Origin of the sequence: Rouxiella badensis, from assembly GCF_026967515.2 — a bacterium.
Classification (GTDB): domain Bacteria; phylum Pseudomonadota; class Gammaproteobacteria; order Enterobacterales; family Enterobacteriaceae; genus Rouxiella; species Rouxiella badensis.
Genome location: NZ_CP114062.1, coordinates 1,377,047 through 1,392,901 on the forward strand (window position 1 = coordinate 1,377,047; position 15,855 = coordinate 1,392,901).

General features: G+C 51.4%; 10 protein-coding genes. All 10 read left to right on the top strand.

What is annotated here, in order from left to right; all coding sequences use genetic code 11:
• Positions 1–4 precede the first annotated feature (4 nt).
• On the top strand, positions 5–1,336 hold the full coding sequence (locus tag O1V65_RS06620; protein WP_165429554.1) for an NAD(P)/FAD-dependent oxidoreductase: 1,332 nt from the start codon (positions 5–7) through the stop codon (positions 1,334–1,336).
• The gene (locus tag O1V65_RS06625) at positions 1,337–2,224 is read left to right on the top strand and encodes a GNAT family N-acetyltransferase (protein ID WP_017491307.1); all 888 of its coding nucleotides are present in this window, start codon (positions 1,337–1,339) and stop codon (positions 2,222–2,224) included.
• 9 nt (positions 2,225–2,233) lie between these two features.
• A complete protein-coding gene (locus O1V65_RS06630) occupies positions 2,234–3,184 on the top strand; it encodes a 2-hydroxyacid dehydrogenase (protein WP_084912724.1) in 951 nt (316 codons plus the stop codon).
• Between the two features lie 64 nt (positions 3,185–3,248).
• Positions 3,249–4,427 (top strand): M20 aminoacylase family protein, encoded by a 1,179-nt coding sequence (locus O1V65_RS06635; protein WP_206024019.1) that lies wholly within the window; start codon positions 3,249–3,251, stop codon positions 4,425–4,427.
• Positions 4,428–4,595: 168 nt separating this feature from the next.
• Positions 4,596–5,912, top strand: a complete 1,317-nt coding sequence (gene gabT / locus O1V65_RS06640; RefSeq protein WP_165429556.1) for a 4-aminobutyrate--2-oxoglutarate transaminase — start codon at positions 4,596–4,598, stop codon at positions 5,910–5,912.
• Positions 5,913–6,105: 193 nt separating this feature from the next.
• Positions 6,106–6,612: an Lrp/AsnC family transcriptional regulator gene (locus tag O1V65_RS06645; RefSeq protein ID WP_084912722.1), complete on the top strand. Its 507-nt coding sequence runs from the start codon at positions 6,106–6,108 to the stop codon at positions 6,610–6,612.
• Positions 6,613–6,877: 265 nt separating this feature from the next.
• Positions 6,878–7,570, top strand: a complete 693-nt coding sequence (locus O1V65_RS06650; RefSeq protein ID WP_026110443.1) for a gamma-glutamylcyclotransferase — start codon at positions 6,878–6,880, stop codon at positions 7,568–7,570.
• A 569-nt stretch (positions 7,571–8,139) separates the two neighbouring features.
• Positions 8,140–10,632 carry an SET domain-containing protein gene (locus tag O1V65_RS06655; protein ID WP_206600931.1) on the top strand — a complete coding sequence of 831 codons (2,493 nt, stop codon included), beginning with the start codon at positions 8,140–8,142 and terminating at the stop codon, positions 10,630–10,632.
• A 782-nt stretch (positions 10,633–11,414) separates the two neighbouring features.
• Entirely contained in the window at positions 11,415–13,355 is a 1,941-nt protein-coding gene (locus O1V65_RS06660) for an SET domain-containing protein (RefSeq protein WP_269130335.1), read from the top strand.
• Positions 13,352–15,640, top strand: coding sequence for a hypothetical protein (locus O1V65_RS06665; protein WP_269130336.1), 2,289 nt, complete (start codon positions 13,352–13,354; stop codon positions 15,638–15,640). The genes O1V65_RS06660 and O1V65_RS06665 overlap by 4 nt, the downstream gene beginning before the upstream one ends.
• Positions 15,641–15,855 lie beyond the last annotated feature (215 nt).

Genomic DNA, 15,855 nt, shown 5'->3' on the forward strand with positions numbered 1-15,855 from the left:
TTCGATGCCAGCACCGATCAGGTTTGTACAAGACAGTCATCTCTTCCCCGACGCGGTTGACGTTGTGGTCATTGGCGGCGGCATCGCCGGTGCCGCCACCGCCTATGAGCTGGCGAGAAAGGGCGTTTCCGTCGTATTGCTTGAAAAAGGCATGATTGGCGCGGAACAGTCGAGCCGTAATTGGGGCTGGTGCCGCCAGCAGAATCGCGATGAGCGTGAACTGCCGCTCTCCATCCACGCCCTGCAACGCTGGAAAGCGCTGAAAGAAGAAACCGGCGAAGAGCTCGGGTTTCGCAACACCGGGCTGGTTTACGCGACCAAAAAACAGGAAGAGATAGACGCCTGGGAAAAATGGGGGCAGATGGCAAAAAATTACGGCATGCACAGCGAAATCCTCACCGCCGCGCGGGCCAAAGAGCTGACCCAGGGCAGCGTCTCCCATTGGCTGGGGGGCGTTTATTCCCCGACCGACGGCCACGCCGAGCCCTCGCTGGCGGCCCCTGGGCTAGCGATAGCCGCCCAAAAGCTCGGCGCACTGGTGTTCCAATACTGCGCTGTGCGCGGGCTAGACGTCTCTGCCGGTTGCGTGAGCGGCGTATGGACCGAGCGCGGACTGATTCGCGCGGGTTCGGTCGTTTGCGCGGGGGGGGCCTGGAGCTCAATGTTCTGTCGCCGCCACGGCATCGACCTGCCGCTGGGTAACGTAATTGGCACCGCAATGCGCACTGCACCGGTCGAGCAGGTGATCAAGATGCCGCTCTATACCGAAGGTTTCGCCTGTCGCCCGCAGCTTGACGGCAGTTATACCCTGTCTGTCTCCGGCCGTGGCCGCGTGGCGATAGGTCCACAGGGTCTGCGTTACTCGAAAAAGTTTTACCCGACCTTTCAGGCGCGTCGCAAAAATCTCAAGGTGCATTTCAGCCCACGGGCGTTCCTTGAGGGGCCTGAAGCCTTGGGGTCGTGGCAATTTGATGGCCGATCGCCGTTTGAGAAGGTGCGTATCCTTGACCCCGAGGCCGACCATGCCATGGTAAAAGAGGGCATAGAGGCGATGCGCCGCGAGTTTCCTGCGCTTGGGGCGGTGAAGGTGGTGCAGTCCTGGGGCGGCATGATTGACAGCACGCCCGATGCGGTACCGGTCATCTCCAGCGTCGATAAACTGCCCGGCCTGTTTATCTCAGCGGGCTACAGCGCACACGGTTTTGGCATTGGACCCGGTGCGGGCAGCCTGATGTCAGATCTGGTGACCGGCAGTACGCCGGTCGTGGACCCAACGCCTTTCCGCTTCGATCGTTTTAGCGACGGCAGCGATATTAAAAAACCGGGAATGATGTAAATGACAGCACAGCTTTCACCTTCTTATGCAGAAATAACGCTGCGCGAAATGACGGCGGCTGATTTACCCGCCTGTCACGGACTCTCTCAGGCCGTATCCTGGTCGCACCGTCTCGAAGACTGGCAGCTGGCTTTCCGCTGTGGCAAAGGCTGGGTGGCCGAAGCCAACGGGCGCGTGGTGGGCAGCGCACTTTACTGGGCGTGGGGCAAAAAATACGCCACCCTCGGGCTGGTTATCGTCAGCCCTGACTTTCAGGGGCGCGGGATGGGCAAAAAGCTGCTCGTCACGCTGCTGGGCAAGCTTGAGGGTAAGACCGTGCGCCTGCATGCGACCCCGGAAGGTAAACCCTTGTATGAAAAGTTGGGTTTTGTCACCACCGGCGAGATTCGCCAACAGCAAAGCCGCGAACTGCCGCCGGTTACTGCGCCAGCCTTGCCCCAAAACTGTCAACTGCGTGAACTCAACGCCGAGGATGCGGCCACTCTCAGCGAACTAGATGGTCTCTCCAGCGGCATGCAGCGCCTTGCGCTGTATCAGGCGTTGCTTGAGACGGACTCATCGCATACGCAAAAGGGCCTGTTGCTGACGCGGGCGGGTAAGATTGCCGGTTTCGGTTTGCTGCGTCAGTTTGGGCGCGGGTATGCCATCGGACCGCTGATTGCCGACAACCTTGACGATGCCAAAGTGTTGGTTCGCCAGTTACTGAGTGAATGCAGCGGAAAATTTGTGCGCGTTGACGTCGAAGCGGACTCGGGTCTCGCCGAGTGGCTCGAGGCGCTGGGTCTGGCCTGCGTTGACCGGCCGACCACCATGTATAAAGACGGTGAGCCGCTTAAAGCCGCTGGCGGATGGCGTAATTTCGTGCTGGCAACCCAGGCGCTGGGCTAAGGGAGCAGGATGAAAACGATTCTCTATAAGTCTGAGCCGGTCCGGGGGGAACACTGGCAGAAACTTCTCGCCGACCTCGCCCCCGAATATCGTTTTGTGCAATGGAACAGCCTCGATTTTAGCGACGGTGACCCGGAAATCTTTGCCGAAGTGGATTATCTGGTGGCCTGGGTGCCGCCAGAAAACATCGCGCAGCGCATGCCGCAGCTTAAAGTTCTGTTTTCCGTTGGTGCGGGAGTCGACCAGTTTGATTTGACCCAGCTTCCCGCATCTTTACCGGTGGTGCGAATGGTTGAGCCTGGCCTCACGCAGGGTATGGTCGAATATGTCACCTTGGCTGCGTTGGCGCTGCATCGTGACCTGCCGCTGTATCTGCAACAACAGAAACAGAGCCTGTGGAAGTCGCATCCGGTGGTCAGTGCAAACAAAAGACGCATTGGCGTGTTGGGGTTGGGTGAGCTTGGGCAAGCGACACTGAATATGCTGAAGAATTTTGGTTTCGAATGCCACGGGTGGAGCCGTTCGGGCAATACGCCTGAGGGCGTGACCGGTTGGGCGGGCGTTGAGCAGCTGCCGGCATTTCTGTCGCACTGCGATATTATGGTTTGTCTGTTGCCGCTCACGCCGCAGACGCGCGGCATGCTTAATGGCGAACTGTTTGCCCGCTTGCCAAGGGGGGCGGCGCTGATTCAAACCGGGCGCGGGCAACAGCTGGTGGCAGAAGACCTGCTCGCGGCACTCGACAGCGGCCATCTTCGTGCGGCAGTACTGGACGTAACCGACCCTGAGCCGTTACCTTTGGAGGACGCACTGTGGTCTCACCCGGGTGTGTGGATAACGCCGCATATCGCCAGTCAGACCCAGCCGGAAACTGCCGTCACGGCGCTGTTGGCCAACCTTCAGCGTTATGAGCAAGGGCAGCCCATGCAGGGTGAAATCGACAAAACCAAGGGATATTAATATGAGCCGTACTGCCGTGAATGGCGATAATTGTTTAATTAATGGGTCTTTGATTAAAGAAATCCTGCCGCGCCTCGTTGCATTGCGCCACGATCTGCATGCGCACCCCGAGTTGGGTTTTAATGAACACCGCACGGCCAAAGTCGTTGCCGAGTTTCTGCGTGAGTTGGGGCTTGAAGTTCATGAAGGCGTTGGTAAAACCGGCGTAGTCGGGGTGTTACGCAAGGGCAGCAGCGGGAGAAGCGTAGGCCTGCGTGCCGATATGGACGCCTTGCCGATTATCGAACAGGGGACGCCGGACTATGTCAGCACCCATCAAGGCGTCATGCACGCCTGCGGCCATGACGGCCACACCACCATGCTGCTCGGCGCCGCGTGGCTATTGTCTAAAACGGGCGATTTTGACGGTACGGTAAACTTTATCTTCCAACCGGCCGAAGAGGGGCAGGCGGGGGCGAAAGCGATGATTGACGACGGACTGTTTACCCGCTTCCCCTGTGACAGCGTTTTCGCCGTACATAATTGGCCAGAACTGCCCGTCGGCGTGGCACAGACGCGTCCTGGCTCTATCATGGCGGCGGCCGATCGTTTCGACATTCGCGTTTATGGCGGTGGCGGACATGCGGCTCAGCCTCACCTTTCTCCTGATACTATGCTGGCGACCAGCGAACTGGTGGTTCAGCTTAATACCGTTGTTTCCCGCTGCATCGATCCGACCGACCCAGCGTTATTGACCGTCACGCAGGTACACGGTGGATTCTCGCACAACATGATCCCCGCCGAGGCGACCATCACCGGCACGGTACGCAGTTTCGACCTTCGTGCACAGGATATTATCGAAGCCAGCCTGCGTCGTATTGCGGAACATGTTCCTGCGGCCCACGGCCTCGATGCCGAGGTGAAGTATCACCGCTATTATCCGGCGACAATCAATAGCGAAGCCGAAGCCGAGGTGGCGTTACGCGCGGCGAAAAATGCCGGACTACAGGCCAGCGTCGCGCCAAAACCGGCGCTAACGTCTGAAGACTTTTCGTTTATGTTGCAGGAAAAACCCGGCGCCTATCTGTGGCTTGGACAGGGCGACGGCAGCCCTAAACCGCTGGCACCGCTGCATCATCCAAGATATGACTTCAATGACGATATCATTCCGGTGGGGGTGAGGTGGTTTGTAGAGGTTGTATTAAGTCAGCTAATACCTGACTCGCCGGGCGGCTGCCCAATAAATCCGTCGATTTCTTCTTAAATTTGCAATTAAAAAACCATTTGCGATTAAAGAAAACAACTGCCTTTTAACGCCCAATTACCGCATGATATTTTTTCTGAACCGCCATTACGGCACGAAATAAACGCATAGATTGAGATACTGAATCAAATTCTGACAGCGCCCGAATTAACCGGATGAGGTAATGCTATGCACAATGTATTAAATACACTGCCCGTAATTGAAGATGATACTGACTGGCTTGCGCTTCGCCAACAGCACGTTCCGCGTGGGGTGGTAACCGCACACAGCCTGGTTATCGCGAAAGCGAAAGGCTCAGAAGTGTGGAGCGATGACGGTCGTCGTTACCTCGATTTTGTTGGCGGCATCGGCGTATTAAACGTTGGACACAATCATCCTGAAGTGGTTAAGGCCGTTCAGCGTCAACTGGAAAATGTCTCCCACGCCTGTTTTCAGGTCGTCGCCTATCCTCCCTATATTGAATTGGCAAAACGTTTGAATAAAGTGGTTGGAAAGGGGGAGCATTATAAATCAGTACTCTTTACTTCCGGCGCTGAGGCCGTTGAAAATGCGGTTAAAATTGCGCGTTCTTATACCAATCGTTCCGGCGTTATTGTCTTTGACGGCGCTTTCCACGGGCGCACATTATTAGGCTGTGCGCTGACCGGAATGAGCCAGCCTTATAAACAAAACTTCGGGCCTTTCCCCGGTGATATATATCGTATTCCTTATCCGAATGCATTCCACGGTATTACGCCCGAGGACTCTCTAAAGGCCCTCGATACCCTTTTCGCCACGCAAACTCTGCCAGAGCGCGTCGCGGCTATCCTGATTGAGCCGGTTCAGGGCGATGGTGGATTCTTGCCAGCGCCTAAGGCCTTTATGCAGGCACTGCGTGACCTGACCCAAAAACACGGCATTCTGCTGGTCTGTGATGAAGTGCAGACAGGCTTTGGTCGCACCGGAAAGATGTTTGGCTTCCAGCATTCTGACATCACGCCAGACTTGATAACCGTGGCGAAGAGCCTCGGCGGCGGCTTGCCTATTTCGGGCGTCGTGGGTAAAGCAGAAATCATGGATTCTCCAACGCCGGGCGGGTTGGGAGGCACTTACGGCGGTAATGCGCTGTCCTGTGCGGCGGCACTGGCGGTGCTAGACGTGCTCGAAAACGAGCGTTTACTCGAGCGTTCGGTGAAGCTGGGCCAACAGCTTGAAACGCGCCTGCGCCAGCTGGCAGAGAAGTATGCCTGCATCGGTGAGGTGCGCGGCGTGGGCTTTATGCAGGCGGTCGAAATCGTCGATTACGATACCGGCAAACCGGATGCGGCGCTGACCGAGAAAATTCTCAGCTGTGCCTGCGACGCTGGGCTGTTGCTGATTAAGTGCGGTCTGTATCGCAACACCATTCGCTTCCTGGCGCCTTTAGTGACCACCGATGCTCAGCTGGAGGAGGCAATGCACATCTTTGATATCGCGCTGGCACGAGGAACGGGCCGTTTGGATTAATTTTTCTCCAGATATTTCATAGACTTTTATTACAAAGCGGAGGCAAAAACTCTCTGCGCCTGGCGCTGGTATTTCACTGCAAAAGCATGGTATATCCTATTCATGGCTTTTATGTGAATTCAGGGTCGAATCAGGTGCAGAGGGAAATCTGCTCTTTATTCCCGGTCGACGCTCAAGAAGACAGTGAGGTGCTATGAACGGCTTTTTAAAACTTGATCGCATCGACATCAATATACTGGTTCAACTGCAAAAAGATGGGCGCATTAGCAATGTCAACCTTGCGGATGCCGTCGGTTTGTCGCCTAGCCCTTGCCTCCAGCGGGTTAAACGCCTCGAAAGTGCAGGGTATATCACCGGTTATGAGGCTCACGTCAACCTGCCTAAAATCACCGACTCGGTGACGGTGTTTACTGAAGTGACGCTACAGGGGCATCGCCGTGAAGAGTTCTCCCGGTTTGAAAACTGCATCCGCGAATATGACGAACTGATTGAATGCCACCTGATAACCGGCGGCTATGACTATCTGCTGCGTTTCATCACTCGCAGCATTGAACACTATCAGGAAGTGATAGAATCTTTACTGGATAAGAATATTGGTATCGATAAGTATTTTAGCTATATCGTTATAAAATCCCCGATTATCAAAAGCAGCGTCCCACTGCGCACGTTGCTTACCCAACAGATGCAAAACACCAATTAATCTCATCTTTTTCCAATAGCACTCGACGCTAAAATAGCGCCGGGTGCTATTATTTCAGTCTGATGCTCATTTTTTTACAATTTTGTGGTTTATTTTCGTTTTGTGATCGACAGCATTCTTGATTGCAGCGCAATAAACGAATAAGGTTTGTCCTATGGGCCTTATTTATGTATGGCTAAACAAATTCTCAACCCCGATCAATCCTCAGTGAGGGAGAAGACACTAATAAAGTTATGGCAAGGTTAATGAGCGGAGGTATTGGATGGTGTTAACCCGAGATTTTCTGCGTAACGCAGACTGCAAAACAGCATTCGGCAGCATTGACGAGTCAATCTTATTGACCGCAGAGCAACGCTCGGCCTCGCTTGACTGTGCTCTGGCGAAAAGACCGGATAAAAGCCCGGTGTGGATCTTCGGCTACGGCTCGCTGATGTGGAATCCTATTTTCGATTCCGAAGAGTCATGTCCTGCAACGCTCAATGGTTATCATCGTGCCTTTTGCCTGCGCTTGACCGCAGGGCGTGGATCTCATGCTCAGCCCGGCCGTATGCTGGCGCTGACCGAAGGCGGCAAAACAACGGGTCTTGCGTTCAGACTGCCGGAAGACAAGCTGCGTGAGGATCTTGAACTGCTGTGGAAGCGCGAGATGCTTACCGGCAGCTACTGTCCGACCTGGTGTGAGCTTGAGTTGGCCGACGGGAGAACCGTCACGGCGTTGGTGTTTATCATGAACCCGCAGCATCCGTCGTTCGAGTCAGATACGCGTTATGAGGTGATTGCGCCTCTGATTGCCAAGGCCAGCGGTCCACTCGGGACCAATGCGCAATATCTATTTGCGCTGGAGAAAGAGCTGAAGACCTACGGCATGAACGATGACTGCATGAGCGAACTGGTTAATCAGGTAAGAATGTTATTAGGTATCTCGACAAATCCCACCACGGACATTCAGCTCATTTAGATAAGCCATCGGGTATAATGTGTATCCAACCCTTATTCGCTCACCCGCAAACGCCCGAAATACCCTAAGGTTTTCGGGCTTTTTTATAAATGTTTTCCGGTGTAAGGGTTAACCGTAGCGTGGAGTAGAACTTCTTCGGTGAGCCGGTGCTGGGGGCGCGCATCAATGTTAGCGCCACGCTGACGGATCCGGAGATGACCCAGACCCGGAGCGGGGACGGGAGGGGCATGACACAGGCCGACCCGCGTGAGTTTAATTTTTCTGCGACCTACGATTTCTAATATAGCCTTCACTGCGGTGTTAATTCACTGTGGTTTTTATTATTCTTTCATTATTCGCTTATTTAAATAAACTTTACTTTCCTATTGCATCACGCCCAGCATTACCCTTTTTATCTGCCAAATGGTTGCTTTGTATCTTGTGCTGGTATAACCGCCATTACATAATGATATCGTAAGTTAATAATGCCTTATAAGCACTCAGCTATTACCGGAAAAACGCAGTGAGTGCATAAAACCAAAGTTCATTAATGGGTAAGTCATCATTTAATTAATTTGGAAATAAATGCCATGAGCGATTTTTCAATATTACCGAACCCCGGCACATCAATCATTTCTTCATCATCAATGCCAATGTCGAGGCCCGACCCTCAGTCATTTTTAAACAATATTACCCACGTCAGTCAAAGCACGGAGGTCACCTGTTCACAGGGCCCTGCCTGCTTGCCTTCATCGAGAAAGTCAAAGATTGGTAATGAACAAACCACCTTTATAAATAACCTTATTCAACAATCAGGATGTGCTAATAACGTCGTTGAGGCCGCACGCGTCTGGCTAGATAATAAGCAAGAACTTGAAGCGTTACACATCTCAAGAGGTACTCTGGCAGAGCTTTGTAGCGTGCCACAAAAGGAATTATTCGCCCGTATCGGCAAGCTTGCCGTGCTGTCAAAGCTCGCGAAAATCAAACTTTCAGATGAACAACAGAGCATGATCACCAGGATCAGTGACGCCACAGGATGCAGGAGGAACCGGGCTCTCACCTCCGTTGCATGGGAGAAAAATAAAACCCAGTTGTTAAATAATAATATAGACGTGAAATTATTTGCCAGCAGGTGCGACGTTAACCCTCTGTCACTGGTGTGTTATATTTCTCAAAAAAAAAGGTGCTGGAAGCGGCTTGATAGCAATATCAGGCAACAGGTAGATAAACTCATTAATACTGCCGGGTGTAAAGGCGTCCCTAGCTTGGCTTCCGAGGTGTGGTATGAAAATAAAAAGACCTTAAAACAACTTGGGGTATCGAATATGGTATTTTGCTTTCGCTGTGGTGTGAAGACGCTTGCTATTAATACCGACCTGAGCATGCTTAATTATGTACCGCCGTCAAAAGAACCTGATTTCACGCCGCAACAGCGAGCACAGGTCGACAAGATTATTGAGGCGACTTCTTGCCTGAGCAATCCGGTGCTGGCGGCAAATGCCTGGGTTAAAAATCTGCAGCTGATGTCCGAGATGAACATTCGGCAGGAAGCCTTCGCTAACGCCAGTAGAGTCAATGCCACAGACCTGTTCATTAAAATACAAAAAGAGCGGGCACGCACCCGAGCATTGACAGAAACGCAACACGCGCTGCTGAACCGTATTGCCGTTAAAACCCGCTGCTGGCATTCCTCTACTAAAAGTGCCTGCGCCTGGCTGGATAATGAGCAATCTATTATTAAAGAAGATATTTGGCCGATAAATTTTGCCGAATTCTGTGGGATCAATTTAGACACATTTGGCTGGAGGATTGCCCGTGAAAGACGCGACAGAGTCATTCCTACCTCGGCGCAGCTAAGAGTTACAGAAGAAATAATACTCGCTGAGAACTCTGGAGGTAAGCCGTTAGAGACGGCCCAGGCCTGGGATAAAAATAAAAAAAGTCTGCTCGACGCCGGATTGACAGCCTGGCAATTTGAATATGCCAGTAAGGTCTGTTCCGGCACCATTTCATCACGGATTAGTTGTGTTTATAGGCCGCGAAAGAAAGGCCAGAAAACCCCGCAGTGGCGTTTACTACATGAAAAACGCCTGCAGGAACAGCAGCAAGTGATGGATGCCATCATTCTGAGCTCGAATTGCAGAAAAAACCTCAACAAAAGCACGCTTGCCTGGATAGAAAACCAACAAAATTTAGCGGATCTAAAGATAAGCAAAGTGCAATTTTCCCGCCGCTGCAATATTAATCCACAGTCATTGACCTCCTCGGTCAGTCGATTAAGAAAAAACAATGGCAGTTGCCCACCCCGGTCCGCTCAATATCTTCCCCCTGTGCCGCCGACGGGCATAAAAACGGGACTCGCCGCCGTTCGCGCTCAACTCGGGCGGGTCGACAGGCCCTCAATTAACAACTCACTGCCTATCCTTCGCCACCCTGATAATCCTCAGCACAGTTTGACGCTTGAAACGCTGGGCCTAGATGTGAATGCCAATGTCTCACAAATCAGGGTGACCCATTGGGGTAGCATGGAGCAAGTGTTTGCACGGTTACCCATTCTGGGACGCCTGAAATTGAAATCTAGACTTTTCATAGAATTACATCGACAGCTGTTGGATGAAAGAGGGCAGAGCAAGCCTATGAGTACGCTGATGAGCAATGCCGGAGAGCATCGTCTTGCTAACGGGGAGGACGGAATTATTAATCTGGATACGGGGGTGGTTAACCCCGGCCCAGCACCGGTGCCCATCAATACGGTATTGGGATTTTACGCGGGTTTACTGCTCGATAGTGCTACTTCACAGAAAAGGGTGCGTCAAACAGGAGCGGCAGAATTGAGCACTGATGCCTTTCAGGGCGGCAATATCTTACGCAATATCAACACCGGTAGATTGCCCGGGGAGCCGCCGCTGGCCGAAAATAATGTCGCCGCCGTTCAGGTTAATTCGCGGCTTATAGCCTACATCACTACGCGTGATATTGCGGCGGGTGAAGAATACTTCGTTGATTATGGTGTCCATTACAACCCTCTGTTTGGCATCGAAAAGGCCAGGCAGAAACAGCTCGCCGCCGGACGTCTTTAATTAATCTGGGAATAAACGCCATGAGCGATTTTTCAATATTATCGAACCCCGGCACATCAATCATTTCTTCATCTTTAATGCCACTGTCGAGGCCCGATCCACAATCATTTTTAAACAATATTACCCGCGTTAGCCAAAGTACTGAGGTCACCAGTTCACAGGGGTATGACGGTTGGCTTTCCTCTGGAAAGCGAAAGTTCGGTAATGACCAAATCAGTTTTGTAAATAACCTCATTAAACAATCAGGATGTAACAAAAGCGCAATCAAGGTTGCGCGCGTCTGGTTGGATAATCAGCAAAAACTTGAGGAATTACGTATCTCGAGAAGTTCGCTGGCAGAACTTAGTGGGGTAAAAAAGAAGACGCTTTACGCTAATATTTCTCAACTTGCCATTGATTCACGGCTGATGGAATTCCCATTCTCAAATGAACAGCAGAGCCTTATCGACAGGATCATTGACGCCACTGGGGGCAGGGGTAATTTAACTCTCACCGCCGCTGCCTGGGAAAATAATAAAGATCTGTTGTTAAAAAATAAAATTGATCTGCGATTATTTGCCAGCAGGTGCCGCGTCAACCCTCATTCACTGATGTGTTTTATTTCTGAAAAAAAAAGGGACTGGGAGCGGCTTCCTGAAAACACTAGGGATCAGTTAGAGAAATTAATTAAAACCGCCGGGTGTAAAGGGATCGCTGACCTGGCTTCCGAAGTTTGGTATGAAAATAAAGCGCTGTTTAAAAAGCTTAGGGTTTCTAATAAGGTATTTTGCTTTCGCACGGGTGTGAAGACCATTGCTATCAATACCGACCTGAATATGCTTGATTATGTGCCGCCGTCAAAAGAGCCTGATTTCACGCCACAACAGCAAGAGCAGATCGACAAAATTATTAAGGCGACATTATGCCTGAGAAGCCCTGCGCTGGCGGCTTACGCCTGGGTTGATAATCAGCGGTTGATGTCAGAGATGAATATCGGGCAGGAAGCCTTCGCTAACGCCTGTAAAGTGAATGCCCGACACCTGTTCATTAAGATACAAAAAGAGCGAGAGCGCACCCGACCACTGACAGAAACGCAAGAAAAGTTGCTTAACAGCATAGCCGTTACAACCGATTGCCAGGACTCATCCGCTAAAAGTGCCTGTGCCTGGCTGGATAATCAGCAATTCCTAAAGAAAGAAGGCATTTCACAGGCAAGTTTTGCCGATTTCTGTAGGATCAATTTAAAGACACTGGGCTGGAGCATTGCCCGGGAACGACAGGCCAGAAAGAACCCTTCACCGACGCAGGAGAGTTTTGCAGAAGGCATAATTCTCAAAGAAAAATGCAGGGGTAAGCCGTCAGAGACCGCGCTGGCCTGGGAGAAAAATAAACAGAGCCTGCTGGACGCCGGATTGACCGTCTGGCAGTTTGAACGCCTGTCTGGCGTCCTTATCGGCACCCTTTCATCACGGATTACCCCTATGTATCGGCAGCGAAATAAAGACCCTGACACTCCCGAGTCGCGTTTATTGCGTGAAAAACGTCTGCAGGAACAGCAGGAAGTGATGGATGCCATCATTCTGAGACTGGATTGCAAAAATAAGCTGATTAACAGCAAGCTTGCCTGGGTGAATAATGAGCAAAGGTTCACTGCGCTGGGGATAAGCAAAGCGCAGTTCTCCCGCCGCTGCAAGATTAACTCACAGTCATTGACCTCTTCAGTCAGTAGGTTAATAAGAAATAATGGTAATCACCCGCCCCCAGCCTCTCAATCTATACCGCCAGCGCCGCCGTTGGTTATAAAAACTGAAAGCGCCGCCAACCTGGGGATCATGGAAATTACTCTCGATGCCTTGGGTAACGAATTACGCGCCACCGTTCGTGCTGAAGCTAGGCTGGTCGACAGACCGTCAATTGACAACTCCCTGCCTATTCTTCGCCATCCTGATAATCCTCAGCATAGTCTGACGCTTGAAACGCTGGGGCTTGATGCGCATGCCGAAGTTACACAAATCAAGGTGACACATTGGGGCAGCATGTGGCAGGTGTTTACGGGCTTACCCGTTCGGAAACGCGAGACGTTGAAAGCAGAACTTTTGAAAGAATTACACCGACAGCTGATGGATGAAAAGGGGCAGAGCGCGCGTATGAATAGGCTGATGAGCAACGCCGGATCGCATCATCTTGCGGCCACTGGGGATGAAATTATTAATCTGGGTATGGGAGTGTTTAACCCCGGCCCTGCGCCGGTGCCCGCCAATACGGTGCTGGGATTTTACGCGGGTTTACTGCTCGATAGCGCCGCTTCACAGAAAACGGTGCGGCAAATAGGGACGGTCAACGGCCATTCTCACAGTTGGCAAACCCGAACGGAGAAATTGAACATTGATGCCTTTCAAAGCGGCAATATCCTGCGCAATATTAACACCGGTAAATTGCCTGCTCAGCCGCAGTTAGACGAAAACAACGTGGCCGCCGTTCAGGTTAATTCGCGGCTGATAGCCTACATCACTACGCGCGATATTGCGGTGGGTGGAGAATACTTTGTTGATTACGGTGACCACTACAATCCTCTGTTTGGCATAGAAAAGGCCAGGCAGGAAGAGCTTGCCGCCGGGCGTCAGCCCAAGACGGAACCCGAGGTGCTCACCGCGACGACTATCTACGGCGTCAATGCCTTTGAACCGCCGGTAAAAAGGCATCGACTCGAGTCAGTTCATAACGTGCTGGATGAAGCCCAATGAGCGATTTTTCAATATTACCGAACCCCGGCACATCAATCACTTCTTCATTGTTAAGGCCTCAGCCAAGGCCCGATCCTCAGCCATTTTTAAACAATATTATCCGCGTCAGCCAAAGTACTGAGGTCACCAGTTCACAGGGGCCTGACGGTTTGCTTTCCTCTGGAAAGCTAAGGCTCGGTGATGAGCAAATCAATTTTGTAAATACCCTCATTAAACAGTCAGGATGCAGAAAGAGTGGTATTAAGACAGCGCGTGTCTATTTGCTTAATCAGAAAAAATTTGAGGAATTATGTATATCGAGAATTTCGCTGGCAGAACTTAGTGGGATAAACAAGAAGACACTTAACGCCAATATCTCCCAACTGAACATTAAGTCACAGCTGATGGAATTCCCACTCTCAGAGGAACAACAGAGCCTTATCGACAGTATTATTGACGCCACAGGATGCAGGGGGAACCTGAATCTAATCGAGGGTGCCTGGGAGAAAAATAAAGCCCAGTTGTTAGATAATAATATAGAGGTGCGATTATTTGCCAGCAGGTGCGACATTGACCCTTATTCACTGGTCTCTTTTATTTCTGAAAAAAAAAGGGGTTGGAATCGGCTTAATAGCAATATTAAGGCTCAAGTAGATGAACTCATTAAAACCGCCGGGTGTGAAGGGATCGCTGACCTGGCTTCCGAGGTTTGGTACGCAAATAAAAAGTTGTTCACGCAGCTTGGAGTATCGAATAGGGTATTTTGCCATCGCTGTGGTGTGAAGACCCATGCTATCAATACTGACTTGAACATGCTTGATTATGTGCCATCGTCAAAAGAGCCTGGTTTCACGCCACATCAGCAAGAGCAGATCGACAAAATTATTAAGGCGACTTCATGCCTGAGAAGTCCTGCGCTGGCGGCTTACGCCTGGGTTGATAATCAGCGGCTGATGTCAGAGATGAACATCGGGCAGGAAGCCTTCGCTAACGCCTGTAAAGTGAATGCCCGACACCTGTTCATTAAGATACAAAAAGAGCGGGAGCACACCCGGTCACTGACAGAAACGCAACGAAAGTTGCTTAACAGCATAGCCGTTAAAACCGGCTGCCGGGACTCATCCGCTAAAAGTGCCTGTGCCTGGCTGGATAATCAGCCATCATTTAAGAAAGAAGAGATCCTGCAGACAAGTTTTGCCTATTTCTGTGGGATCACTTTAAAGGCACTTAGCTTGAGTGTTGGCCGGGAACGCCAGGCCAGAAAAGACCTTACACCGACGCAGGAGAGTCTTGCAGAAGGCATAATTCTCAAAGAAAAATGCAGGGGTAAGCCGTCAGAGACCGCGCTGGCCTGGGAGAAAAATAAACAGAGTCTGCTGGGCGCCGGATTGACCGTCTGGCAGTTTGAACGCCTGTCTGGGGTCCTTATTGGCACCCTTTCATCACGGATGAGCCTTGTGTATCGGCAGCCAAATAATGCCCCTAACACTCACGAGTCGCATTTATTGCGTGAAATACGCCTGCAGGAACAGCAGGAAGTGATGGATGCCATCATTCTGAGACTGGATTGCAGAAATAAGCTGATTAATAGCAAGCTTGCCTGGGTGAATAATGAGCAAAGGTTGACCGCGTTGGGGATAAGCAAGGTGCAGTTTTCCCAACGCTGTAAGGTTAACTCACAGTCATTGACCGCGATGATCAGTAGATTAAGAAATAACTGTGACAAACGCCAGCCCCGGACAGCTCAACTTGTTATCCCCGAGTTGGCGGCGGGCATGCAAACTGGACGCGCCAGCGTTCGCGCTGAAACCAGGCTGGTCGACAGGCGCTCAATCGACAACCCATTGCCTATTCTCCGCTATCCTGATCACTCTCAGCACAGTCTGACTCCTGAAACGCTGGGGCTTGATGCCAATGCGGATGTCTCACAAATTAAGGTGACAGACTGGGGCAGCCTGGACCAGGTGTTTAGACGGTTGCCGCCTCGGGAACGCGAGAAGTTGAAATCTAAGCTTTTGATAGAATTAAATCGACAGCTGAGGGATGAAAAGGGGCAGGACGCGCGTATGAATACGTTGATGAGCAACGCCGGAGAGCCTCGTCTTGCTAACGGGGAGGACGGAATTAATAATCTGGGTATGGGGGAGGTTAACCTCGCCCCTGCGCCGGTGCCCGCCGATACCTTGCTGAGAGCAGAACCCGAGGTGCTCACCGCGACGACGACCTGCGGCGTCAATGCCTTTGAACCGCCGGCAAAAAGGCTTCGGTTCGGGTCAGTCACAGCGTTCCCTAAAAACCTTTCTTAAAAACCGCAAAACTCTCTTTGGCCATCCCGTGCCCACCTCCTGCAAATAAGCCATATTGCTTGAGGTGGGGTTAGGCAGATGAACGCTTTGTATTGCCTGAGCCCTGATGACACAGGCTTTTTGCGGCTATTATGCCCGTTTTGCTCGACATATAACCATTCTCATCACGTTATGCAAAATTTGAATAACCATAGACCTCAAATGACTTTATTGTC